A 24,931-nucleotide genomic window follows, 5' to 3' on the forward strand; every position below is an offset into this window, starting at 1 on the left:
ATGCGCAACGGCCATACCGTCGGCAAGGTGGCTGCGTGGCTCGCCGTTGTCGTTGCCCTGACGATTGCCGCGCTGTTCGTCTTCATCGTGATGTTCGACTGGAACCGCGCGCGCCCTTGGGTCGACGACAAGGTATCGGACGCGATCGGACGGCAGTTCGCCATCAACGGCGACCTGCGTGTCGGGTGGCACCGGCCCGTGAGCGAGCACGGCTGGCGCGCCTGGGTGCCGTGGCCGCGATTCAGCGCCGGCAATGTCACGATCGCCAACCCGGACTGGGCGCGCACGAAGCATTTCGCCACGCTCGACGCGATCAGCTTCGAAGTCGAGGCGCTGCCGCTGCTCGCGCGCCGCATCGTGATTCCGGCCATCGACCTCGTCAATCCGTCCGTCGACCTCGAACGCCTCGCGGACGGGCGCGTCAACTGGGCGTTCCAGCTCAAGAATGCCGATCATCCGGGCAAGTGGACGCTTGACCTGCACGATATCGCGTTCGCCACCGGCAAGCTCCGCTACTACGACCAACAGAAGCAATTCGACCTGAGCGGTGTGATCGACACGCTCGGCAGGCCGATTGCGTTCGGCGATGCGTTGAAGCAGCAGGCGGCGCTGGCGCGCAGCGAATCGGCGCAGGCCGTCGGCCAGGAGGGCCAAAAGAAACTCGCGGCACAGGTACACCAAGGTGCGGCACGATCCCCGGCGCCCGGGTCGGGTATCGAAGCGGCATCCCGCGCATCGGCAGCGGCGTCGCAAGCGGTGGCCGCGGCGTCGCAAGCGTCGGCCGCGATATCCACTACCGCGATCGCCCCGGCGGCATCGGCTGCGTCGAGCACGTCCGCGACGGCGGCGTCGGGCGCGTCGGCAGGCGCCGCGCCCGCGGCGTCCGCAAGCACGGGCGATTACACGATCGGGTGGACCGTCGACGGAACCTACAAGAAAGGGCACGTCGCCGGCACTGGCAAGATCGGAAACGTGCTGGGGCTGCAAAGCGTTCAGCGCCCGTTTCCGGTCCAGGCCAATTTGCGCTTCGGCGATACGAAGCTGGCGCTGGTCGGCACGCTGACCGATCCGGCGCACCTGGCGGCGGTCGACCTGCGACTGTGGCTCGCGGGCACCAGCATGGCGCACCTGTACGACGTCACCGGCATCACGCTGCCCGAGACCCCGCCCTATGCGACCGACGGACGGCTGATCGGGCAATTCCGCGCGTCCGGCAATGTCTTCAAGTACGAGGACTTCACGGGGCGTGTCGGCGGCAGCGATCTCACCGGCACGCTGGTGTACGTTTCGCGCGAACCGAGGCCGCTCCTGTCGGGCACGCTGGTGTCGAAGGTGCTGCGGTTCGCCGACCTTGCGCCGCTCATCGGCGCCGACACGAATGCCAGCAAGGCGCGCCGCGGCGCCGCGGTCGCGCAGCCCGCGAACAAGGCACTGCCGGTCGAGGCGTTCCGCACCGAGCGCTGGAAGAAGATCGACGCCGACGTCCGGTTCACCGGGCAGCGCATCATCAAGTCCCCGAGCTTGCCGATCACCGATCTGAAGACCCACGTCGTCATGCAGGACGGCGTGCTGACGCTCAACCCGCTGAACTTCGGCGTCGCGGGCGGCACGCTGGCGTCGAACATCCACCTGGACGGCAGCGGCACGCCGCTCAAGGGGCGGTTCACGCTGCAGGCGCGGCACCTGAAGCTGAAGCGGCTATTCCCGACGTTCGAGGTCATGCAGACGGCGCTCGGCGAAGTCAACGGCGATGCCGCGCTGTCGGCCACCGGCAACTCGCCGGCGGCGCTCGCCGCCACGTCCAACGGAGAAGTGAAGACGCTGGTCACGGACGGCACCGTAAGCCTGTTGCTGATGGAAGCGGCCGGGTTGAACGTGGCGAACGTGGTGTACGAGAAGCTGTTCGGTGATCGCGACGTGAAGATCAACTGCGCGGTGGCCGATTTCGTGGTCACCAATGGCGTGCTCGACTCGCGCGTATTCGCGCTCGACACCGCAGATGCGGTGATCGGCATGAACGGGAACGTGAACCTGCGGGACGAGACCATGAACCTGACGATCCATCCGCATACCAAGGGGTTCCGGGTGGTATCGCTGCGCTCGCCGCTGTACGTCACCGGTACCTTCAAGCAGCCTCACGTGGGCGTGAAGCCGGGCGCGCTCATCGCGCGCGGCGGGGCAGCGGTGGCGCTGGGCCTGCTGAATCCGCTCGCGAGTTTGCTCGCATTGCTCCAGCCGGGCCGCAATCAGCCGCTGCCGTGCAAGCAGATGCTGACCGACATGGAGCAGCGCCCGACCGCGCCGCCACCGGGAGTACGTAAGGAGAAAAAGGCGGCACCGGCGTATATGAATGCGGCGCCGCCGGCTTCACAGGCTCACGCGCCGGCGGCTGTCGAACCCGAGCAAGCGACGCGTGCGGGCCGAACCGCCGCTCCTGGCCGGTAAGGCCGCGGTATTCGGGTTCGGACGGAGACGTCGACCTGCTGCGTCGAGCAATGGCGGCACGGGAGCGTAAGGGCCGGCCGCACTCGAACGCGTCGCGCAGGTCGGCTTCCAGCGCCGAGCACCACCACAACGCTTGCCGGCGCGCCGCCGATCTGATTAGCCAGCGACGGCACACTCAGCACAGGCCCACTACCGAATCCTTACATGCCCGCGAGGCTGGCCTGGCTTTGCTCAATCATCTAAAAGGGCTGATCGAAGACCCAGATATCGAACGAATGGATCAAAGTCCCGACCGCTGTACAGCAGCGAAACGCCGTTCTCGATACAGTAAGTCGCGATCAGCGTGTCGATGGTCTTGCGGACCGTCACGCCTCGCGCCCTCAAGTCGCGATAATTTCGTGCGGCCTGGACGGCGTTATCGGTACCGACCAGCGACACGACATTCAAGCGCGTCGTCATCAACTGGCGGGCCACATTGAATTCGGATTCAGCCGGGAAACCTTGCAACACCTCTGCCACGATCAGGTCGCCCGACAACAGCGCCTCGTTGCCGAGCAAACCGTCCAGCTTGTCGGTTTCCGGCGAAACCTTGCCACGAAAATAGTCAATCCAGACGCTCGAATCCACGAGCGTCATCGATCCGTCCTCATCGCGTCGAGATCGCCTTCCCAGTGGAGTTTTCCGCGGAACTGGCGAATCTGCTCTTGCTGTTTGAGCCTGATGATCGTCTTCAAACCGAGCTCGACGGCTTCCCGCTTGGTTTTGACACCGGTTGCGGCAAGTGCCTCGGCCATCAGCTTGTCGTCGATTTCAATGTTGGTACGCATGGCATGCCTCGCTATGTGTATAAATCAATTCGATTACACACATTGCAGATGGCTGCATCCGGCCCGGGCGCAATCAACCTACCACCCCTCAGGCAGAGCAACCCCACGGATTTCAGCAAATATCTGCGGCTCCCCCCGAGAGCCCCCTGTCTGCCGGCGCTTGAACGGATTCCGGCGTCCCCCGCAACAACACCCAGACATCACAAATCATTTAACTTTCCGTGAGGACTTCGACACCGGCCGCTGCCTACGATAGGCGCATGTTTTCAGGACCTGCTTCCAGGAGCCCATCATGCCCACCCGCAGACATCTGCTGCTGTTCGCCGGCGCCACCGGCCTCGCCGCGCTCGCGGCGCTGTCGTCCACCGGCCGCCGCGCGCTGGTCGGCCGCGCATTCGCCGCGCCGCCGACCGCCCCGCCGCCGGCAGCCCCACGGATGGCCGCCCCTTTCGAAATCACGCTCAGCGACGTCGAATGGCATCGCCGGCTCACGCCCGCCCAGTTCGCGATCCTGCGCGAAGCCGGCACCGAGCGGCCGTACAGCAGCCCGCTGAACGACGAGCACCGGCCCGGCACGTTCGCATGCGCCGGCTGCGACCTCGCGCTGTTCTCGTCGGCCGCCAAGTTCGACAGCCATACGGGCTGGCCGAGCTTCTGGAAACCGCTCGACCACGCGGTCGGGACCCACGCCGACGCGTCGTTCGGGATGGTCCGCACCGAAGTGCACTGCCGCCGCTGCGGCGGCCATCTCGGCCACGTGTTCGACGACGGCCCGCCGCCGACCGGCCTGCGCTACTGCATGAACGGGCTCGCACTCGCCTTCCACCCGGCCGCCGCCTGATCCGGCCCCGCTCCCGACCGACTGGAGAACGCACCATGCTGCTCATCGTCCTTGCCTATCTCGGCGGCGTGCTCACGATCCTGAGCCCGTGCATCCTGCCCGTGCTGCCGTTCGTGTTCGCGCGCGCCGACCAGCCGTTCGTGCGCACCGGCCTGCCGCTGCTGGCCGGCATGGCGCTCACGTTCGCCGTCGTCGCGACGCTCGCCGCCGTCGGCGGCGGCTGGGTCGCGCAGGCCAACCAGGCCGGCCGCTGGATCGCCATCGTGCTGCTCGCGGTGTTCGGCCTGACGCTGCTGATGCCGCGCTTCGCGGAACACCTGACGCGCCCGCTCGTCGCCGCCGGCAACCGGCTCACCGGGCTCGCGCAGCGCGACGGCCGCCCGGCCGGCCCCGCGTCGTCGCTGCTGCTCGGCGTCGCGACCGGCCTGCTGTGGGCGCCGTGCGCGGGCCCGATCCTCGGGCTCGTGCTGACCGGCGCCGCGCTGCGCGGCGCGAACGTCGGCACGACGCTGCTGCTCGTCGCGTATGCGGCCGGCGCGGCGACGTCGCTCGCCGTCGCGCTCGTGATCGGCGGCAAGGTGTTCGCCGCGATGAAGCGCTCGCTCGGCGCCGGCGAATGGATCCGGCGCGGGATCGGCGCGGCGCTGCTGGCCGGCGTCGGCGCGATCGCGCTCGGCCTCGATACGGGTGCGCTCGCGCAACTGTCGACCGTCACGACGGGCGGGCTCGAGACGAAGCTCGTCGACCGGCTCGGCGGGCGCTCGAACGGTGCGCCCGCAACGACAGCCGCCACGGGTAATACGGCAGGCAACGCGTCCGGCAACGCAAGCGGCGGCGCGATGATGGCCGCGACTGCCGATGGCGCGCAGTCCGGCGGCGGTGCGACGGCCGGCAGCGCGATGATGCGCGCGGCCGACGTGAAGCCATCCGCGCTGCCCGTCGAAGGCACGCTGCCGTCGCTCGACGGCGCCGTGCAGTGGCTGAACTCGCCGCCGCTGACGGCGGCCGGCCTGCGCGGCAAGGTCGTGCTGGTCGATTTCTGGACCTATTCGTGCATCAACTGCCTGCGCACGCTGCCGTACACCAACGCGTGGGCGCGCAAGTACGCGCCGTACGGGCTCGTCGTGATCGGCGTGCACGCGCCGGAGTTCGCGTTCGAGCGCGACATCGGCAACGTGAAGAAAGCCGTGCACGACCTCGGCATCGACTACCCGGTCGCGATCGACAACGGTTATTCGATCTGGCGCGCGTTCGGCAACGAATACTGGCCCGCGCACTACTTCATCGACGCGCAAGGGCGCATCCGCCATCACCACTTCGGCGAAGGCGAATACGCGCAATCGGAACGCGCGATCCAGTCGCTGCTCGCCGAAGCCGGCCATCCGGAAGCGCTGAACGTGCCGCTCGGGCTGGCCGGTGCGCCCGCGAAGGGCGCGCTCGCGGCAGCGGATACCGCGGACGTCCGCTCGCCCGAAACCTATGTCGGCTATGCGCGTGCGGAAGATTTCTCGTCGCCGGGCGGCGTCGTGCGCGACGCGGCGCATCGCTACGACGCGCCGGCGCGCCCCGGTCTCAACGACTGGGGCCTCGCCGGCACCTGGCAGGTCGGCGCCGAGCGCGCGTCGCTCGCCGCGCCGTCCGGCCGGATCGTCTACCGCTTCCATGCGCGCGACCTGCACCTCGTGCTCGGCCCGGGCGCGAACGGCCAGCCCGTGCGCTTTCGCGTGACGCTCGACGGCGCGGCGCCCGGTGCCGCGCACGGCGCCGACGTCGACGCGCAGGGCTACGGCACCGTCACCGGGCAGCGCCTGTACCAGCTCGTCCGGCAGCCCGGCGCGATCGCAGACCGCACGTTCGCGATCGAATTTCTCGATCCCGGCGTCGATGCGTACGCATTCACATTCGGTTGAACGCGAGCGCCGCACGCGGGCGCCGCACGCGGGCAACGCCGCCACCCGAGCACCGTCTTCCACAACGCATTCCGAAGGAGCAAACGATGAACCCGACACCCACCCGCGATTCCGCGCCACGACGGCGCGCAACGATGCTGCGCCGCATCGGTGCCATCGCCGTCGCGGCCGCCGCCGTGTTCGGCTTCCAGCGCATCGTCAATTCCGCCGAGCCGATGCGCACCGTGCCCGCGCCGACGCTCGACGAAACGCCCGGCGCATCGCACGACGAAACGGCCGTGCTCGCCGGCGGCTGCTTCTGGGGCGTGCAGGGCGTGTTCGAGCACGTGAAGGGCGTGAAGCAGGTCACGGCGGGTTATGCAGGCGGTGCATCCGAAACCGCGCACTATGCACTCGTCGGCTCGGGGCTGACCGGGCACGCGGAATCGGTTCGCATCGTCTACGACCCGACGCAGATCACGTACGGCCGGCTGCTGCAGGTGTTCTTCTCGGTCGCGCACGACCCGACCGAACTCAACCGGCAGGGCCCCGACGAAGGGCCGCAGTACCGGTCCGCGATCTTCCCGACCAACGCGCAGCAACGCGCGGTCGCGACCGCGTATATCGCGCAGCTCGGCAGCGCGCACGTGTTTCCGGCGCCCGTCGTCACGCGCGTCGAGGCATACAAGGGGTTTTATCCGGCCGAGGCCTATCACCAGAACTACCTCGAACTGCATCCCGACGCGCCGTATATCGCGTTCAACGACCTGCCAAAGGTCGCCGGGCTGAAGCAGCGCTTCCCGGCGCTGTACCGCACGGACGCGGTGCTGTGGCGCGATGCGGGCTCGTGACCGGCAGCCGGCTGCGCGGCAGGGTTGCCGCCCGCCGCGCAGCCGGGGCGGGCGCGCACCGCCTGCGGCCCGGTTTGCGCCGCATCAACGAAACCCCGGCCGTCATGCCGGGGCAAACCCGCATCGTGTCCGCCACATCGGGCAACTTCGCGTAGACTTCTCAAGATCCCCGCCGTTTCTTGCGGCGCCCGGACTTTCTGCCCAGCCAGGAGACGTCACGCATGCTCGCAGTGCCTTTGCCTGACAGCAGCACCCTCGAAGAATCGTCCGGCGCGCTCGTGCGCGATCTGCGCCGCGTGCCCATTCACCCCGATCACTGGTATCCGCTCGCGTGGTCGCGCGAGCTCAAGCGCGGCAAGACGCTCGGCGTGCGCTTCGCCGGCGATCCGATCGTGCTCGTGCGCACCGAATCGGGCGCCGTGTACGCGCTCGAAGATCGTTGCGCGCACCGCCAGGTGCCGCTGCATGCGGGCGTCGTGAGCGGCGAAACGCTGCGCTGCTGCTATCACGGCTGGACCTACGCGTGCGACAGCGGCCGCTGCGTCGACGTGCCCTACCTCGGCCGCGAGCGTTTGCCGAACGGCGTACGCGCGTATCCGTGCCGCGAAGCGCACGGGCTGATCTTCGTGTTTCCCGGCGACGCGACGCTCGCCGACACGCGGCCGTTCCCCGCGCTCGAATCGGCGGACAACCCCGCGTACAAGACCCGCCGCTTCGGTCGCGAGGTCAAGTGCCACTACTCGTTCATGCACGAGAACCTGATGGACATGAACCATCAGTTCCTGCATCGCAAGCAGATGGGGCAGATGCGCGCGCGCTCGGTGGGCCGTCGCCGCGGCGACGACTGGGTCGAGGTCGACTACACGTTCGCGCGGATGGAAGGCAAGCAGCCGGTCGGCGAGGCGCTCGTGTTCGGCGCGAGCAAGAAGCCGGCCGACCAGTCCGACAAGAGCGTGATGACGGTGCGCACCGGCTACCCGTACCAGACGCTGCGGATCCGTTCGAGCGAAGGCACGCTCGTGATGGACCTGTGGATCGTCTACGTGCCGCTCGACGCCGAGCAACGCACCAACCGCACGTTCGGACTGCTGTCGATCCACAAGCCCGGCATCCCGTTCGCGCTCGATCTCGCGTGGCCGTTGCTCGTCTGGTTCACCGAGCGCATCTTCCGCGAGGATCGCTGGATCGTCGAGCGCGAGCAGGAAGCGCACGATCGCCAGGGCGCCGACTGGAACCACGAGGTGTTTCCGGTCATCAACGAACTGCGCGACCTGCTGCGCCAATGCGGCGGCCGCACCGTGATCCCGATCCGCGAAGCACGCGACGGCGCGTGATACGCGCGGCGCGCCGCACGACCGCGCAGGCTCGCCGCGGCGCGCTCCGCTACAACCGGAACGCGCCCGGCAGCAACGCGTGTGCCGTCGTGACCTCGACATCGCCTTTCAGGTTGCCCAGGATCACTTCGATGTCGGGCATGCCGATCTCGATGATCACCTGACGGCACGCGCCGCATGGCGCGATCGGGCCGTCCGTGTCGCCGACGACCGCGAGCCGCGCGAAGTCCCCCGGACGATAGCCGGCGGCGATGGCCGAAAACATCGCCGTGCGCTCCGCGCAATTGCACAGTCCGTAGGACGCGTTCTCGACGTTGCAGCCGCGAAAGATCGTCCCGTCGCGCGCCTGCAGCGCCGCGCCGACCTTGAAGCGCGAATACGGCGCATACGCGCGTTCGCGCGCCGCCTTTGCCTGTTCGAGCAATTCGTCTCGTTCCATCTCGATGATGCCTCCGGTGGTGTGCCGGGATGCATCGACGCAGCCGCATCCCGGCGCGCACGATACATCCCGTGATGTGAAGCGGCCGCCGACGCCCGCACGCACCCGCCGTGCCGGCACCGGCGGCCGGTCAGCCGATCCGCTGGTAAATGGTCGGCGGCGCATCGCCCGTTTCGCCCAGCACGTAGCTGCGCTGGACCGCGTCCACCGCGCGCGCCGCCGCGGCGGCGTCGCTGGCGTGCACGCAACCGAGCGGTTGGCCGGCCTCGATGCACTGCCCGATCTCCGCGAGCGCGGACAGGCCGACACGGGTGTCGATCGCATCCGCCGCGCGCGTGCGGCCACCGCCGAGCGCGACGACCGCCAGCCCGAGCGCGCGGCAATCGACCCGCTGCACGACGCCGCTCGCGCGCGCCGGAACCGGCACGATGACCGCCGCCCGCGCGAGATGACGCCACGGTGCATCGATCAAGTCCGCGGGGCCGCCGAGCGCCACGACCATTCTCGCGAAGCGTTCCGCCGCCGCGCCCGAGTCGAGCGCCTGTTGCAGCATCGTGCGCGCCGATGCGGCATCGCCTGCCAGCCCGCCGGTGACGAGCAACTGTGCCGAGAGCGCCATCGTCACTTCATGCAGCCGGGCCGGACGCGACTTGCCGGTCAGGTAGTCGATCGCGCACGCCACTTCGAGCGCATTGCCCGCGCACGGTGCGAGCGACTGGTTCATGTCGGTGAGGATCGCGGTCGTCTTCATGCCGGCGCCGTTGCCGACGTCGACGATGCTGCGGGCCAGTTCCGCCGATTGCTCGACGGTCGGCATGAATGCACCGGAGCCGACTTTGACGTCCATCACGAGCCCGTCGAGTCCTGCCGCGAGCTTCTTCGACAGGATCGACGCGGTGATCATCGCGACCGACTCGACGGTCGCCGTCACGTCGCGAATCGCATAGATGCGCTTGTCGGCCGGCGCCAGCCGCGCGGTCTGCCCGATGATCGCGACGCCGACGTCGCGCACCGTGCGGCGAAACGCATCCGTATCGGGCGTCACGTCATAGCCGGGGATCGCGCTGAGCTTGTCGAGCGTTCCGCCGGTGTGGCCGAGCCCGCGCCCCGAGATCATCGGCACGTAGCCGCCGCACGCGGCCACCATCGGCCCGAGCATCAGCGACACGACGTCGCCGACGCCGCCGGTCGAATGCTTGTCGATCACGGGTCCGCCGAGATCGAGCGCGCGCCAGTCGAGCACGTCGCCCGAGTCGCGCTGCGCAAGCGTCAGCGCGACGCGTTCGTCGACGCTCAGGTCGTTGAAATACACGGCCATCGCGAATGCCGCCACCTGGCCCTCGGTCACGCTGCCGTCGGTCACGCCACGCACGAACGCGGCAATCTCGTCGCGATCGAGCGGCTGCCGGTCGCGCTTCTTGCGGATGAATTCCTGCGGTAGAAACATCGTTGCATCTCCTCGTTCGGTCAGTGGCCGCTGCACGGTCAATGCAGGGAGAAGAACAGGCCGGCAATCGCGGCGCTCATCAGGTTCGACAGTGTCGCGGCCGTCAGCGCACGCAAGCCGTGCCGGGCGACTTCCGACCGACGCTCCGGCGCGACCGCGCTGAAGCCGCCCGCGAGAATGGCGATCGACGAGAAGTTCGCGAAGCCGCACAGCGCGAACGACACGATCGCGAGCGTCTTCGGGTCAAGCACTTGCAGGCCGGCCGCCGCGACGTGCTCGCTGCCCTTCAGGTATGGCGACAGGTCGCCGTACGCGACGAACTCGTTGAAGATCAGTTTCTCGCCGATGAAGTTGCCGGCCAGCGCCGCGTCGTGCCACGGCACGCCGATGATCCACGCAAGCGGCGCGAACAGGTGGCCGAGGATGCCCAGCAGCGTGACCTGCGGAAAGCCCGCGAACGCGGCCACGCCGCCGACGATGAGGTTCATCAGCGCGATGAGCCCCACGAACGCGATCAGCATCGCGCCGACGTTGATCGCGATTCGCAGTCCGACCGACGCGCCGGACGCCGCCGCCTCGATCACGTTGGCGGCCCGCTTGTCGTCGAAATCGAGACCGTCGACCACGACACGGCTCGGCTCGACGGTCGGAAACAGCAGCTTGCCGAACAGCAGCCCGCCCGGCACCGCCATGAACGACGCGGCGAGCAGATACTCCATCTTCACGCCGAGGCCGGCATAGCCGACCAGCACCGAGCCCGCGACCGACGCCATGCCGCTCGCCATCACCGTGAAGATCTCGGCGCTCGTCATGTTCCGCACGAACGGCTTCACGAGCGCGGGCATCTCGCTTTGCCCGAGAAAGATCGTCGCGACGGCCGAGCACGCCTCGATACGGCTCACGCCGAGCACTTTCGCCAGCCCGGCGCCGAGGATCGCGACAATCCACTTCATCACGCCGACGTAGTACAGCACCGCGATCAGCGCGGTGACGAAGATGATCATCGGCAGCACGCGCAGGCCGAATACGAACCCGCCGTCGCCGAACAACTGGAACATCCGGCTGTCGACCAGCCCGCCGAACACGAACGCGATGCCGTGATTGCCCATGTCGAGCACGCGATTGACGCCGTTCGCGGCCGCTGCCAGCGCCGCGCGGCCGGACGGCACGAACAGCACCAGCGCACCGATCGCGAACTGCGTGAGCAGCGCGGCGATCAGGGTCCGGCCGCTCACCGCGCTCCGGTTGTTCGACAGCAGATACGCAACCAGCAGCAGGAACAACATACCCAGGAGACTGCGCAGAATATCCACCTTGTGCTCCTTTCTCTCAATGTTATTGATCTGTCCCGCACGCCGCCGGGAACGTTCGTGCAACGCTGTCGGTGGATATTACCCGGTCGGCACGCTGAAATGCATGCGGGGCGTGCCGTGCGAACGGACACGCCCCGCGCGACACGCGTCGCTCAGCCCGCGCGCTCGACCGGATGCGGTTCGCGCAGCCGGTTCGCAATGCGCGCGGCCTCGTAGTAGCCGGCCGCAGGCGGGCGTTTCAGATAGCGGCCTGCGCCGCGCACCGCGCGCAGGTCGCCGTCGGCCCACGCGAGCGCGCCGCGCGTGAGCGTGTGCGTCGCGACGCCCTGCACCGTCATCCCCTCGAACACGTTGAAATCGACCTGCTGGTGGTGGGTCTTCACCGAGATCGTCTTCGTCGCGGCCGGATCCCACACGACGAGGTCGGCGTCTGCGCCCACCTGCACGGCGCCCTTGCGCGGATACAGGTTGAAGATCTGCGCGGCGTTCGTCGAAGTGATCCGCACGAACTCGTTCGGCGTGATGCGGCCGTGATTCACGCCGTGATGCCACAGCACCGACATGCGATCCTCGACGCCGCCGCAGCCGTTCGGAATCCTCGTGAAATCGTCGCGGCCCATCGCCTTCTGCGACGCGCAGAACACGCAGTGATCGGTCGCCGTCGTATGCAGCTGCCCCGCCTGCAGCCCGCGCCACAGCGCCTCGCGATGCTCGGCCGAGCGGAACGGCGGGCTCATCACGTGCGCGGCCGCCCGCGTCCAGTCCGGGTCGCGATAGACGGCCTCGTCGATCACCAGATGGCCCGGCAGCACTTCGCCGAACACGCGCAGCCCTTCGCTGCGCGCGCGCGTGATCGCGTCGACCGCATCCTTCGACGATACGTGCACGATATACACGGGCACGCCGAGCACCTGCGCGATGCGGATCGCACGGTTCGCGGCCTCGCCTTCGACTTCCGGCGGCCGCGACAGCGGATGCGCCTCCGGCCCCGTCATGCCGCGCGCGAGCAGCGCCTGCTGCAGCCGGAACACGAGCTCGCCGTTCTCCGCGTGCACGGTCGGCAGCGCGCCGAGTTCGAGCGAACGCGAGAAGCTGTTCACGAGGATCTCGTCGTCGGCCATGATCGCGTTCTTGTACGCCATGAAGTGCTTGAAGCTCGACACGCCGTGCTCGCGCACGAGCGTGCCCATGTCGCGATGCACGCTCTCGTCCCACCACGTCACCGCCACGTGGAAGCCGTAGTCGGCCGCTGCCTTCTCGGCCCAGCCGCGCCATTCGCGGAACGCGTCCATCAGCGGCTGCTTCGGGCTCGGGATCACGAAGTCGATGATGCTCGTCGTGCCGCCCGACAGCCCGGCGGCCGTGCCCGAGTAGAAATCGTCGCTCGCGGTCGTGCCCATGAACGGCAGTTCCATGTGCGTATGCGGATCGATGCCGCCCGGCATCACGTACTGGTCGTGCGCGTCGACGACGCTCGCGCCGGCCGGCACGTCGATCTTCTCGGCGATCTGCAGGATCGTGCCGCCATCCTGCGGATCCGCGCAGAGCACGTCCGCGCGATAGGAGCGGTCCGCATCGACCACGGTGCCGCCGCGAATCAGGATTGCCATTTGGTTGCCTCCTCGTTGACTGTCGGGTGCCGCATGCGGCGGATTTCGTCCGTCATGCGCTCGCGATCTGCGCGCGCTGTCCGGCGCGCCACTTCATCCAGGTGCCGTACACGCCCGACGCCAGCACGAGGCCGACGAACCACGCGTACGTGTAAAGCGTGTTGAAGAACGCCGGCACGTTCGGAAACGACGCCGGAAATGCCGTGTGCAGGAAGCCGGGCAGGTTCGGCAGCACGCCGACCGCGAGCGCGGCCAGCGCGGCCGGGTTCCAGCCGCGCGCGTAGCTGAAGCCGCCGCGCTCGTCGAACAGCGCGCGCGTGTCGAGCTGCGTGCCGCGAATCAGGAAGTAGTCGACCATCATGATGCCCGCGACGGGCCCGAGCAGCGCCGAATAACCGACGAGCCAGGTGAAGATATAACCGTCCGTCGTCGCGAGGATCTTCCACGGCATCATCACGATCGCGATCGTCGCGGTGATCATCCCGCCCGTGCGGTACGAGATGGCCTTCGGCCACAGGCTCGAGAAGTCGTACGCGGGGCCGACGAGATTCGCGGCGAGGTTGCAGCACATCGTGTCGAGCGTGAGGATCACGAGCGCGATGCCCACGCCGATGCCCGTCATCCGGCTCGTCAGGTCGATCGGGTCCCAGATCGCGTTGCCGTAGATCACGACCGTCGCCGACGTCACGACGACCGACACCACCGACAGCAGCGCCATCGGCAGCGGCAGCCCGATCGACTGCCCGATCATCTGGTCGCGCTGCGAATGCGCGAAGCGCGTGAAATCGGGAATGTTCAGCGCGAGCGTCGCCCAGAAGCCGACCATCGCGGTCAGGCCCGGCCAGAAGGTCGCCCAGAACAGCCCCGCCTTCTTGCCGCCCGCCGCGAACTGCGACGGCGCCGACAGCATCGAGCCGAAGCCGCCCGCCTTCGACGTCGCCCACCACACGAGCGCCACGCACATCACGACCTTGATCGGCGCGGACCAGCTCTCGAGCCAGCGGATCGAATCGGTGCCGTGCAGGATGAAGTAGATCTGCAGCGCCCAGAACACGAGGAAGCACGCGAGCTGCCCGAACGAGATGCCGACTATCGGCAGCGCCGCGCCGTGCAGCGCGTTGCCGGTCAGGATGTTCAGCAGCGTGTAGATCGCGCTGCCGCCGAGCCAGGTCTGGATGCCGTACCAGCCGCACGCGACGATCGCGCGCAAGAGCGCCGGCAGCTTCGCACCCTGCGTGCCGAACGACGCGCGCACGAGCACCGCGTACGGAATCCCGTGCTTCGCGCCCGCATGGCCGATCAGCAGCATCGGCACGAGCACGATCAGGTTGCCGAGCAGCACGGTCATCACCGCCTGCCACGGCGACATGCCTTCCTGGATCAGCCCGGCCGCGAGCATGTACGACGCGATGTTCATCACCATCCCGACCCACAGCGCCGCGAAGTGATACCACTTCCACGTGCGCTGCGCCGGCGTCGTCGGCGCGAGGTCGTCGTTGTACAGGCTGCCGCCCGGCGCCGCGGCGCTGTCGGGTTCGGCGGGGGTCGCTGCTGGCTTCATCGGAGGCACTCCACGTAAAACGTCAGCGCCGGCATCGCGCGATGCCGGCTCACGGAAACGAAAAACGGCGGCGCCGGATCTCGCGCACCGCCGGACGCAGGTCAAGCCGCCTTCGCGTGCTTCTCGGGCGCCGCCGGGCTCGCCCCCGCATCCGTGCGCGCCGGATTGTTCGAATGCGTGGTCCAGTTCGCGTACTCGCCCGAGTCGACGCGCTCCATCGTGATGCATTGCTCGACCGGACACACATGCATGCAAAGATTGCACCCGACGCACGCCGAATCGATCACTTCGAAGTGCCGCACGCCGTCCTTCTCGCGCGTGATCGCCTGGTGCGACGTGTCCTCGCACGCGATATGGCACAGCCCGCACTGGATGCAGCGGTCCTGGTCGATGCGCGCCTTGATGTCGTACTTCAGGTTCAGGTATTTCCAGTCGGTCACGTTCGGCACCGCGCGACCGCGCACGTCGTCGAGCGTCGCGTAGCCCTTCTCGTCCATCCAGTTCGACAGGCCGTCGGCGAGATCCGACACGATCCGGAAGCCGTAATGCATCGCCGCGGTGCACACCTGCACGCTGCCGGCGCCGAGCACGATGAATTCGGCCGCGTCGCGCCACGTCGAGATGCCGCCGATGCCCGAGATCGGCAGGTGCGGCGTTTCCGGATCGCGTGCGATTTCCGCGACCATGTTCAGCGCGATCGGCTTGACCGCCGGACCGCAATAGCCGCCGTGCGTGCCCTTGCCGTCGACGGTCGGCATCGGCGCCATGTGGTCGAGATCGACCGCGACGATCGAGTTGATCGTGTTGATCAACGACACGCCGTCTGCACCGCCCTTGTACGCGGCGCGCGACCCCATCCGGATGTCGCTGATGTTCGGCGTGAGCTTCACGAGGCACGGCAGCTTCGTGCCTTCCTTGACCCAGCGCGTGACCATCTCGACATATTCGGGCACCTGCCCGACGGCCGCGCCCATCCCGCGCTCGCTCATCCCGTGCGGGCAGCCGAAGTTCAGTTCGACCGCGTCGGCGCCCGTATCCTCGACGAGCGGCAGGATCCATTTCCAGTCGCGCTCGTTGCACGGCACCATCAGCGATACGATCAGCGCGCGGTCCGGCCAGTCGCGCTTGACCTGCGCGATCTCTCTCAGGTTCACGTCGAGCGGACGGTCGGTGATCAGCTCGATGTTGTTCAGCCCCGCGATGCGCTGGCCGTTCCACTGCACGGCGCCGTAGCGCGAACTGACGTTGACGACGTGCGGATCGAGCCCGAGCGTCTTCCACACGACGCCGCCCCAGCCCGCCTCGAATGCGCGGTTGACGTTGTAGGCCTTGTCGGTCGGCGGCGCGGACGCGAGCCAGAAGGGATTCGGCGAAGTGATGCCCGCGATGGTGCAGCGAAGGTCGGCCATGTTCGGCTCCGTGAGAGTGGGGTCGTTGTCGTGGAGTGGATGCGTGCGCGATGGATGCGTGCGCGGGCGCTTATGCGGCCTTCGCGTCGCGCAGCGCGAGCGCCGCGTCGATCGACGCGGCCGCGCGCTTGCCGTCCTGCACGGCCTGCACCGTGAGGTCGACGCCGTCCGTCGCCGCGCAATCGCCGCCGGCCCATACGTCGGGCAGTGCCGTGCGCCCGTTCGCATCCACCGCGATGCGCGCGCCGTCCGCCGTCAGCAACGCGGCCGCGATATCGTCGGGCACCAGCGTCTGGCCGATCGCCTTCAGCACCATGTCCGCGTCGACGGCGAAGCGCTCGCCCGATGCCGCTTCAAACTCGACGCCCGTCACCTGCCCGTTCGCGCCCGCGATGCGCACCGGCTTCGCGTGCGTGACGAGCGTGACGCCGCTCTTCTGCGCGAACTCGCGCTCGGCCCACGTCGCGCTCATCGCATCCACGCCGCGCCGGTAAACCATCGTCACGCGCTCGGCGCCGAGCTTGCGGCTCTGCACGGCCGCATCGATGGCCGTATTGCCGCCGCCGATCACGACCACGCGCCGCCCGACCGGCACGTTCTCCAGCCCGTCGGCCTGCCGCACCTGCTCGATGAAGTCGACCGCGTTCATCACACCGGCCAGTTGCTCGCCGTCGATCGCGAGCGCGCGCACGCCGCCGAGGCCCATCGCGAGAAACACTGCGTCGTGCTGCTCGCGCAGCGTGTCGAGCGTCATGTCGCGTCCGAGCGCAACACCCGTTTTCAGCGTGATGCCGCCGACCGACAGCAGCCATTCGACTTCACGCTGCGCGAAATCGTCGACCGTCTTGTACGCGGCGATCCCATATTCGTTGAGACCGCCGGCCTTCGGGCGCGCGTCGAACAGCGTCACGCGGTGCCCGGCGAGCGCGAGCCGGTGCGCGCACGCGAGCCCGGCCGGCCCCGCGCCGACCACCGCGACATGGCGGCCCGTATCGGGCGCACGCGTAAAACGTACCGCCCCGGTTGCCATCGCCCAGTCGGTCGCGTGCCGCTGCAGCGCGCCGATCGCGACCGGCTGCGCATCCTGATGGTTGCGCACGCATGCGCCTTCGCACAGGATCTCGGTCGGGCACACGCGTGCGCACATGCCGCCGAGCGGATTCGCGGACAGGATGTCGGTCGCGGCGCCTTTCAGGTTGCCGTTGCCGATCTTGCGGATGAAGCTCGGGATGTCGATCTGCGTCGGGCACGCCTGTACGCACGGCGCGTCGTAGCAGTAGTGGCAGCGGCTGGCAGCGGCCGCCGCCGCGGTCGGATCGAGCAGCGGCGCGATATCGGCGAATTCGCACGAGAGTTGCGTGGACGACAGGCGATGCGCGGCGATATCGCCGGTTGGCTTGGTGGTCATACGCGTTCCTTCGACTGGGTGGAGACAAAGCCGTCCCCGCCGGCTGCGGATGCACAGTCGGGGCGGTCATGCTGAGGAATCCTGCGGTCAGGCGATGCGCGGCCTGCCGGCTGCTACGGTCGATTCGTCATGAAGCCGGCTCGCATGCGCGCGACAGCATCGCGTGCAGCAGCACATTCGCGCCGGCCTCGATCCACGCGGGCGTCGCGTCCTCGATCTCGTTGTGGCTGATGCCGTCGACACACGGCACGAACACCATCGACGTCGGCGCGACCTGCGCCAGATAACATGCGTCATGCCCTGCACCCGACACGATGTCGCGGTGCGAGTAGCCGAAGCGATCGGCCGCGTCACGCACGGCCGCCACGCACGCCGCATCGAATGCGACGGGCTTGTAGTAGAAAATCTGCTCGAGTTCCGTTTCGAGCCCGATGCCGGCCGCAATGCGCGCGACGCCGTCGCGCAGCGCGGCGTCCATCTTCGCGAGCACGGCGTCGTCCGGATGACGGAAATCGACGGTGAAGAACACGCGGCCGGGAATCACGTTGCGCGAGTTCGGGTGGACCTGCATCATGCCGACCGTCGCGCAGCCGAACGGCGCATGATCGAGGCCGATCCGGTTGACGAGATCGACCACGCGCGACGCGCCGAGCAGCGCGTCGCGGCGGCGCGGCATCGGCGTCGGCCCCGCATGCGCCTCCTGGCCGGTGAACGTGATCTCGTACCAGCGCTGCCCCTGCGCATCGGTCACGACGCCGATCGTCTTGCACTCCGCTTCGAGAATCGGCCCCTGCTCGATATGCAGTTCGAACGCCGCGTGCAGCTTGCGTCCGCCGCACGGCACGTCGCCCGCGTAGCCGATGCGCGCCAGCTCCTCGCCGATCGTCTTGCCGTCGACGTCCTTGCGCGACAGCCCGTATTCGAGCGAGAACACGCCCGCGAACACACCGGACGCGACCATCGCGGGCGCGAAGCGCGAGCCCTCCTCGTTGGTCCAGATCACGACCTCGACCGGATGCTCGGTCTCGATCCCGTGATCGTTGAGACTGCGAATCACCTCGAGGCCGCCGAGCACGCCGTAGATGCCGTCGAAGCGGCCGCCCGTCGGCTGCGAATCCGCGTGCGAGCCCGTGACGACCGGCGCCGCGTCCGCCACGCGGCCCGCGCGGCGCATGAACACGTTGCCCATCGTATCGACCGTCACCGTGCAGCCGGCGGCCTTCGCCCAGCCGACGATCAGGTCGCGGCCGGCCTTGTCGAGATCGGTCAGCGCGAGGCGGCACACGCCGCCTTTCGGCGTCGCGCCGATCTTCGCGACTTCCATCAGGCTGTCCCACAACCGCTTGCCGTCGACCTTGATCGACTGGTCGAAGACCGGCCGCTTCACTGTTTCCGATACCGCGTTCATTCGCATCGCTCCTGTGGGGTAGGTGATGTCGTCGGACCGGTCTGCGCCGGTGCGTGCAATACCTGTTTCGGGGCATACCCGCCCGTGCGCGGTGCATGTCCCGGTCGTGCGCGAAGTTCGTCCGACGAATCGTCGGAACCGCGTTGCGCCGCTCATCGAATCCTGTCCGATTGGACAGGTTTTAGACGATCAAAATGACCAAGGCAATGTCTTTCTTTCGTGGTTCGATAGAGCGAGAAACGTGCCATCGCAACGCAGCATCCCTGCGGATGCGCAGTGTCCGCACGCGTGCGTCCGACACGAATCAGCGGCTAGAATGAAGCCCAACGCGGCATGCCCGCCGCGCGAGGGTAACGATGAGACATGACGAGGCGGCAGCCGAAGCGACCGACAGCGAAGAAACGTCCGCGCCTTTGCGGCGACGCAAGGCGCACATCCGCGAGTCCAACGAAGCGCATCTGCTCGCCTGTGCGGAAGCCGTGTTCGCGGAGCGCGGGCTCGACGGCGCGAGCACCGCGATGATCGCGGAACGCGCCGGCCTGCCGAAGGCAAACGTGCACTACTACTTCCCGACGAAGCTCGCGCTGTACCGCCGCGTGCTCGACGACCTGTTCGAGGACTGGCATCGCGCGGCCGGCTCGTTCGAGGCAAGCGACGATCCGGTGGAAGCGATCGGCGGCTACGTGCGCGCGAAGATGGATCTGTCGCGGCGGCGCCCGCTCGGCTCGAAGGTCTGGGCCAACGAGATCATCCATGGCGCGGAGCACATGCATGACATCCTGTCGCAACGCGTGAAGCCGTGGTTCGACACGCGCGTGAAGGTGATCGACGACTGGATCGCGCGCGGGCTGCTCGCGCCGATCGACGCGCATGCCCTGATGTACCTGATCTGGGCGACCACGCAGCACTATGCGGATTTCGATGCGCAGATCCGCGCGCTGAGCGGCAAGCGCGCGTTCACGCGGAAGGCGTTCGACGAGAAGACCGAGCAGGTCGTGCAGCTCGTGATACGCGCGTGCGGCGCGGTGTCGCCGAACGCGCAGCCATAGCGCAACCGCGGCGAGCCGCCGAATAAAAAACGGGCGACGAGCACCACGCAGGCGTTTCCTGCGCGATACCCGTCGCCCGCGTCGCAGCGTGCGTGTTATGCGCTACACGTTACGCGATGCGCTCGATCGCGATGGCCGTCGCCTCGCCGCCGCCGATGCACAGCGACGCGACGCCGCGTTTCAGGCCATACGTTTCGAGCGCGGCCAGCAGCGTCACCATCACGCGCGCGCCCGATGCGCCGATCGGATGTCCGAGCGCGCACGCGCCGCCGTGCACGTTGACCTTCTCGTGCGGCAGGTCGAGATCGCGCATCGCGGCCATCGGCACCACCGCGAACGCTTCGTTGATCTCGAACAGATCGACGTCGCGCAGGTTCCAGCCGGTTTTCTCCGACAGCTTGCGCAGCGCGCCGACCGGCGCGGTCGCGAACAGGCCCGGCTTGTCTGCGTAAGTCGAATGCCCGACAATCACGGCCTTCGGCGTGAGGCCCAGGCGCTCCGCTTCCGAGCGGCGCATCATCACCAGCGCCGCCGCACCGTCCGAGATCGACGACGCGTTCGCTGCCGTCACCGTGCCGCCTTCTCGGAACGCCGGTTTCAGCGTCGGGATCTTGTCGAGCTTCGCCTTGCCCGGCTGCTCGTCGATCGACACGAGTGCTTCGGTCTTGCCGGCCTTCACGGTCACCGGCGCGATCTCCGACACGAAATGCCCTTCGGCGATCGCGCGTTGCGCGCGCGTCAGCGACGCGATCGCAAACGCATCCTGCGCTTCGCGCGTGAACTGGTACGCCTGCGCGCAATCCTCGGCGAACGTGCCCATCAAGCGGCCTTTGTCATACGCGTCCTCGAGCCCGTCGAGGAACATGTGGTCGAGCACCTGGCCGTGGCCCATCCGCATCCCCGCGCGCGCTTTCGGCAGCAGGTACGGCGCATTCGTCATGCTTTCCATCCCGCCCGCAACGGCCACGCCCGCCGAGCCTGCCAGCAGCAGGTCGTGCACGAACATCGCGGCCTTCATCCCGGAGCCGCACATCTTGTTGACCGTGGTCGCGCCCGCCGCGAGCGGCAGCCCGGCCTTCAGCGCGGCCTGCCGCGCCGGCGCCTGGCCCTGCCCGGCCGGCAGCACGCAGCCGAACACGATTTCATCGATACGCTCGGCCGGCACGTTCGCGCGCTCGAGCGCCGCGCGAATCGCTACCGCACCGAGCTCGCTCGCGCTAGCCGCAGCCAGGTCGCCCTGAAAACCACCCATCGGCGTACGCGCCATACCAACGATTACGATCGGATCCTGATTCGCCATGATTCGTTTCCTCCAGTGTCAGCGCGGTGCCATGCGCAACGCGCCATCGAGACGGATGACTTCGCCGTTCAGCATCGTGTTCTCGGCGATGTGGCGCACCAGCGCCGCAAATTCTTCCGGGCGGCCGAGCCGCGGCGGGAACGGCACGCTCTTGCCGAGCGCGTCCTGCACGTCCTGCGGCATGCCGGCCATCATCGGCGTCGCGAAGATGCCGGGCGCGATCGTCACGACACGAATGCCGAACCGCGCGAGTTCGCGCGCGATCGGCAGCGTCATGCCCACCACGCCGCTCTTCGACGCCGCATACGCGGCCTGCCCGATCTGCCCGTCGAACGCCGCGACCGACGCGGTGTTGACGATCACGCCGCGCTCGCCTTCCGCGTCGGCATCCTGCTTCGACATCGCTTCGGCGGCCAGCCGGATCATGTTGAACGTGCCGACGAGATTGATCGACACTGCGCGCGCGAAACGGTCGAGCGAGTGCGGACCGTCGCGGCCGACGACCTTCTCGCCCGGTGCGACGCCCGCGCAGTTGACGAGCGCGTCGATGCGGCCGAACACGTCGCGCGCGGCGGCCACGGCCGCCTGCCCATCGGCCTCGCTCGTCACGTCGGTCTTCACGAAGCGCGCGGCCGCACCGAGTTCGTGCGCGAGGCTCGCGCCGGCTTCGTCATTGACATCCAGCAGCACGGCCTTGCCGTCTTGCGCGACGACCATGCGCGCCACCGCGGCGCCGAGGCCCGAACCGGCGCCCGTAATCAGAAAAACGCGATCCTTGATATTCATCAGCAGTCCGTATTCAGGGTTGAGCGGCCTTCTCGGCTTCCATCTTGCGCAACACGAAGCGCTGGATCTTGCCGCTCGGGGTTTTCGGCAGCGCGTCGACGAAGTCGATCGCGCGAGGATAGGCGTGGGCGGACAGCCGCCGCTTCACGTGCTGGCTCAGTTCCTCGGCCAGCGCCGACGTGCCGTCGAAGCCCTTCGACAGCACGACGAACGCCTTGACGATCTCCGTGCGCTCCGGATCCGGCACGCCGATCACGGCGGCTTCGCTGACGGCAGGATGCTCGATCAGCGCGCTTTCCACGTCGAACGGGCCGATCCGGTAGCCGGACGACGTGATCACGTCGTCCGCGCGACCGATGAAGCTCACGGTGCCGTCCGGCTCCAGCTCGACGTTGTCGCCGGTCCGGTAGTAGCCGTCCGCGATCGCCGGCGTGTCCTGCTGCCAGTAGCCGTGGAACCACAGCAGCGGCGAGCGCGCGATGTCGATCGCAAGGTTGCCCGGCTCGCCGGGGCCGAGCTCGCGGCTCGCTTCGTCGAGTACCGCGACGCGATAGCCGGGCATCGCCAGGCCGGCCGAGCCGGCATGCACGACGTGCGCGAGGCCGTGATGATTGTTCACGACCATCCCGAGTTCGGTCTGGCCGTAATGATCGTAGATCGGCGCGCCGAGCGCCGCGTCGAACCAGCGCACGACTTCCGGATTCAGCGGCTCGCCCGCGCTGCTGACCACGCGCAGCTTGCCCTTCACGCGCGCCGCTGCTTCCGTACCGGCTGCCATCAGCATCCGGTACGCGGTCGGCGAGCCGGCGAGGCTCGTGATGCCTAGCCGTTCGATCACGTCGTACGTGCTGTCGACCGTGAAGCCGCCCTCGTAGAGCGTCGTCGCGTGGCCCAGCAACAGCGGGCCCGTGATTGCGTAATAGAGGCCGTACGCCCAGCCCGGATCGGCGATGTTCCAGAACCGGTCGCCTTCGCGCAGGTCGACCGCGTCGCGCATGTACGCGCCGAACGCGAGCAGCGCGCGCAGCGGCACCGGCACGCCCTTCGGCAAACCCGTCGTGCCCGACGTCGACATCATCATGAACAGGTCCGTGCCCTTGCGCAGCACCGGCTCGAACGTGTCGGGCTGCGCGTCGAGCGCCGCGCGGAAATCGATGTCGCGTTCAGGCAGCGACTCGCCCGGCACGCGTACCGTCGCAACCGGCGGGCAATCGGCGATCTCGTCGAGCTTGGCGCGATTCGCGACGTTGGTCACGACCAGGCGCGCGTCGCTCATCCGCAGGCGGTGCTCGATCGCCTTCGGGCCGAACGCGGTGAACAGCGGCTGATAGACGGCGCCCGCGCGCCACGTGCCGAGGATCGTCGCGACGAGCTCGGGCGTGCGCGGCAACAGGCCGGCCACCACGTCGCCCGGCTTCACGCCTTGCGCGACCAGCAGGTTCGCCACGCGTGCCGACAGCGCCCGCATCTGCGCGAACGTGAAGCGGCGGTGCTGCCCGCCCGCATCGATCCAGTCGAGCGCGATCGCGTCCGCCGATGCGTGCCGGTCGCAGCATTCGACACATGCGTTCAGGCCGCGCTCCAGGTCGCCGTGCAGATGCGCGGCGGCGGTCTCGATACTGAACCGGGCCACGGCGTCGGCGTAGGCCGGCACCGCCCGGGCGGTTGCTCCATCAGGCATGCGTGTCTCCTGTGCGTTATGACCGCCGTCGAGCCAGCGGCGCGACGGGGATACATCGATAGTAGACAGCCGTCACATTGCAATCAATGACAAACAGAATCTAGAATCGTGATCGCTTTTGCCATGTCGGGAGGACACAGGAAAATGGGGCCGCAGATGATTTCGCCGGATTTCGTCGACGACGCGCTCGCGTGCCTGCGCCGGCAACGCATCGCGACGGCGCCCGTGCTGCGCGCCGCGGGCCTGCCGGCCATCGTGTGCGAGCCCGTCACGCCGCAACAATACGGCCGCCTGTGGCTCGCGATCGCCGGCACGATCGACGACGAATTCTTCGGGCTCGCCGCGCGCCCGATGCGGCAAGGCAGCTTCAAGCTGCTGTGCCACGCGGTGCTGCACGCCGGCACGCTCGACAAGGCGCTGCGGCGGGCGCTGCAGTTCCTGCGCGTGGTGCTCGACGAGCCGCACGGCGAGCTCGTCGTGGCCGACGGGCAGGCGCAGATCGTGCTGACGCAATCGGGCGCGCCGTATCCGGCATTCGCGTACCGGACGTTCTGGCTGATCCTGCTCGGCGTCGCGTGCTGGCTGACCGGCCGGCGCATCCCGCTGCAGCGCATCGATTTCGCGTGCCCGAGCCCCGACCAGCGCAGCGACTATCAGCAGTTCTTCGGCGTGCCCGTGCATTTCGACCGCCCCGACAGCCGGCTCGCGTTCAACGCCGCCTATCTCGCACTGCCGACGATCCGCTCCGCGCAGGCGCTGAAGACTTTCCTGCGCGGAGCGCCCGGCAACCTGCTGGTCCGCTACCGGCACGACACGGGCTGGGTTGCGAAGACGCGCGCGCACCTGAAGGCGCTGCCCGCCGCCGAGTGGCCCGACTTCGATTCGCTGGCTGTGCGCCTCGGCACGACGCCCGCGACGCTGCGGCGGCGTTTGCGCAGCGAAGGGCAAAGCTTCGCTGCGATCAAGGACGAGTTGCGCGGCGCGCTGGCCCAGTCGCTGCTGCGCGGGCACGCGCTCAGCGTCGCGGAGATCGCGGCCGAGCTCGGCTTCACCGAGCCGAGCGCATTTCATCGCGCATTCCGCAAATGGACGGGCACGAGCCCCGGCGCGTTCCGGCGCGACGTGCATGCGGCGAATCCGGAACCTTGAATCGCACGCCGAGGAGGCGGGTCGTACGTAGCGGATACGGATATCCCGCCACACCACGCTGATACGATGCGAACCTCTTGCTGCCATCCGCGACCGATACGCGACGGCAAACGACCGACAAACCACCACCGCCCCCGTGCCGATGCTAGGTTATTTCTATTCATTCGGCCGTCATGCAGTGGGT

The 24,931-nt window shown here is 68.3% G+C and carries 20 protein-coding genes; 7 read left to right on the plus strand and 13 right to left on the minus strand.

Features of this window, described 5'->3' with window-relative positions:
- Positions 1-2,445 (plus strand): AsmA family protein, encoded by a 2,445-nt coding sequence (locus tag MRS60_RS30395; protein ID WP_243567153.1) that lies wholly within the window; start codon positions 1-3, stop codon positions 2,443-2,445.
- A gap of 231 nt (positions 2,446-2,676) precedes the next feature.
- Here the strand turns inward: MRS60_RS30395 and vapC are convergent, their stop codons facing one another.
- Entirely contained in the window at positions 2,677-3,081 is a 405-nt protein-coding gene (gene vapC, locus MRS60_RS30400; RefSeq protein ID WP_131947613.1) for a type II toxin-antitoxin system VapC family toxin, read from the minus strand.
- Entirely contained in the window at positions 3,078-3,272 is a 195-nt protein-coding gene (locus MRS60_RS30405; RefSeq protein WP_095400851.1) for a type II toxin-antitoxin system VapB family antitoxin, read from the minus strand. Before MRS60_RS30405 ends, vapC begins: the two co-directional genes overlap by 4 nt.
- 292 nt (positions 3,273-3,564) lie before the next feature.
- Between MRS60_RS30405 and msrB the strand changes: the two genes are divergently transcribed.
- The 4 genes from msrB (at position 3,565) to MRS60_RS30425 (ending at position 8,187) form a co-directional block, all read left to right on the plus strand.
- Positions 3,565-4,113 (plus strand): peptide-methionine (R)-S-oxide reductase MsrB, encoded by a 549-nt coding sequence (gene msrB, locus MRS60_RS30410; RefSeq protein WP_243567154.1) that lies wholly within the window; start codon positions 3,565-3,567, stop codon positions 4,111-4,113.
- 35 nt (positions 4,114-4,148) lie between these two features.
- On the plus strand, positions 4,149-6,023 hold the full coding sequence (locus MRS60_RS30415; protein WP_243567156.1) for a cytochrome c biogenesis protein DipZ: 1,875 nt from the start codon (positions 4,149-4,151) through the stop codon (positions 6,021-6,023).
- Between the two features lie 86 nt (positions 6,024-6,109).
- Positions 6,110-6,853, plus strand: a complete 744-nt coding sequence (gene msrA, locus MRS60_RS30420) for a peptide-methionine (S)-S-oxide reductase MsrA (protein ID WP_034184947.1) — start codon at positions 6,110-6,112, stop codon at positions 6,851-6,853.
- Positions 6,854-7,074: 221 nt separating this feature from the next.
- Positions 7,075-8,187 (plus strand): aromatic ring-hydroxylating oxygenase subunit alpha, encoded by a 1,113-nt coding sequence (locus MRS60_RS30425; protein ID WP_105393468.1) that lies wholly within the window; start codon positions 7,075-7,077, stop codon positions 8,185-8,187.
- A 49-nt stretch (positions 8,188-8,236) separates the two neighbouring features.
- On the opposite strand, the gene MRS60_RS30430 is transcribed toward MRS60_RS30425, so the two are convergent.
- The 8 genes from MRS60_RS30430 to MRS60_RS30465 all read right to left on the minus strand — a co-directional run bounded on the left by MRS60_RS30430 (position 8,237) and on the right by MRS60_RS30465 (position 18,782).
- A complete protein-coding gene (locus tag MRS60_RS30430; RefSeq protein ID WP_105393467.1) occupies positions 8,237-8,626 on the minus strand; it encodes a cytidine deaminase in 390 nt (129 codons plus the stop codon).
- 130 nt (positions 8,627-8,756) lie between these two features.
- On the minus strand, positions 8,757-10,073 hold the full coding sequence (gene deoA / locus MRS60_RS30435; RefSeq protein WP_243567158.1) for a thymidine phosphorylase: 1,317 nt from the start codon (positions 10,071-10,073) through the stop codon (positions 8,757-8,759).
- 38 nt (positions 10,074-10,111) lie between these two features.
- Positions 10,112-11,386 (minus strand): NupC/NupG family nucleoside CNT transporter, encoded by a 1,275-nt coding sequence (locus MRS60_RS30440; RefSeq protein ID WP_105393465.1) that lies wholly within the window; start codon positions 11,384-11,386, stop codon positions 10,112-10,114.
- Between the two features lie 152 nt (positions 11,387-11,538).
- Positions 11,539-12,996, minus strand: a complete 1,458-nt coding sequence (hydA, locus tag MRS60_RS30445) for a dihydropyrimidinase (protein WP_243567159.1) — start codon at positions 12,994-12,996, stop codon at positions 11,539-11,541.
- Between the two features lie 52 nt (positions 12,997-13,048).
- Positions 13,049-14,557 carry an NCS1 family nucleobase:cation symporter-1 gene (locus MRS60_RS30450; RefSeq protein WP_034184953.1) on the minus strand — a complete coding sequence of 503 codons (1,509 nt, stop codon included), beginning with the start codon at positions 14,555-14,557 and terminating at the stop codon, positions 13,049-13,051.
- Between the two features lie 101 nt (positions 14,558-14,658).
- Positions 14,659-15,966 (minus strand): NAD-dependent dihydropyrimidine dehydrogenase subunit PreA, encoded by a 1,308-nt coding sequence (gene preA, locus MRS60_RS30455; RefSeq protein WP_243567161.1) that lies wholly within the window; start codon positions 15,964-15,966, stop codon positions 14,659-14,661.
- A 70-nt stretch (positions 15,967-16,036) separates the two neighbouring features.
- Positions 16,037-17,374, minus strand: a complete 1,338-nt coding sequence (locus MRS60_RS30460) for an NAD(P)-dependent oxidoreductase (RefSeq protein WP_175748165.1) — start codon at positions 17,372-17,374, stop codon at positions 16,037-16,039.
- A gap of 127 nt (positions 17,375-17,501) precedes the next feature.
- Complete coding sequence (locus MRS60_RS30465) at positions 17,502-18,782, minus strand: Zn-dependent hydrolase (protein ID WP_243567162.1); 1,281 nt, start codon at positions 18,780-18,782, stop codon at positions 17,502-17,504.
- Positions 18,783-19,138: 356 nt separating this feature from the next.
- Between MRS60_RS30465 and MRS60_RS30470 the strand changes: the two genes are divergently transcribed.
- Complete coding sequence (locus tag MRS60_RS30470) at positions 19,139-19,831, plus strand: TetR/AcrR family transcriptional regulator (protein ID WP_243567164.1); 693 nt, start codon at positions 19,139-19,141, stop codon at positions 19,829-19,831.
- Positions 19,832-19,940: 109 nt separating this feature from the next.
- On the opposite strand, the gene MRS60_RS30475 is transcribed toward MRS60_RS30470, so the two are convergent.
- From MRS60_RS30475 to MRS60_RS30485, 3 genes are read right to left on the minus strand one after another with little or no spacing between them, the layout of a single operon-like run.
- Positions 19,941-21,131 carry an acetyl-CoA C-acetyltransferase gene (locus MRS60_RS30475; protein ID WP_243567165.1) on the minus strand — a complete coding sequence of 397 codons (1,191 nt, stop codon included), beginning with the start codon at positions 21,129-21,131 and terminating at the stop codon, positions 19,941-19,943.
- Positions 21,132-21,149: 18 nt separating this feature from the next.
- The gene (locus tag MRS60_RS30480; RefSeq protein WP_243567167.1) at positions 21,150-21,917 is read right to left on the minus strand and encodes a 3-hydroxyacyl-CoA dehydrogenase; all 768 of its coding nucleotides are present in this window, start codon (positions 21,915-21,917) and stop codon (positions 21,150-21,152) included.
- Positions 21,918-21,930: 13 nt separating this feature from the next.
- Positions 21,931-23,598 carry an acyl-CoA synthetase gene (locus tag MRS60_RS30485; RefSeq protein WP_175748168.1) on the minus strand — a complete coding sequence of 556 codons (1,668 nt, stop codon included), beginning with the start codon at positions 23,596-23,598 and terminating at the stop codon, positions 21,931-21,933.
- Between the two features lie 144 nt (positions 23,599-23,742).
- Here MRS60_RS30485 and MRS60_RS30490 point away from each other — a divergent pair, with 144 nt between their 5' ends.
- Positions 23,743-24,747: an AraC family transcriptional regulator gene (locus tag MRS60_RS30490; RefSeq protein WP_105393456.1), complete on the plus strand. Its 1,005-nt coding sequence runs from the start codon at positions 23,743-23,745 to the stop codon at positions 24,745-24,747.
- The last annotated feature ends 184 nt before the right edge of the window (positions 24,748-24,931 follow it).

This window comes from Burkholderia pyrrocinia, assembly GCF_022809715.1.
Classification (GTDB): Bacteria; Pseudomonadota; Gammaproteobacteria; order Burkholderiales; family Burkholderiaceae; genus Burkholderia; species Burkholderia pyrrocinia_C.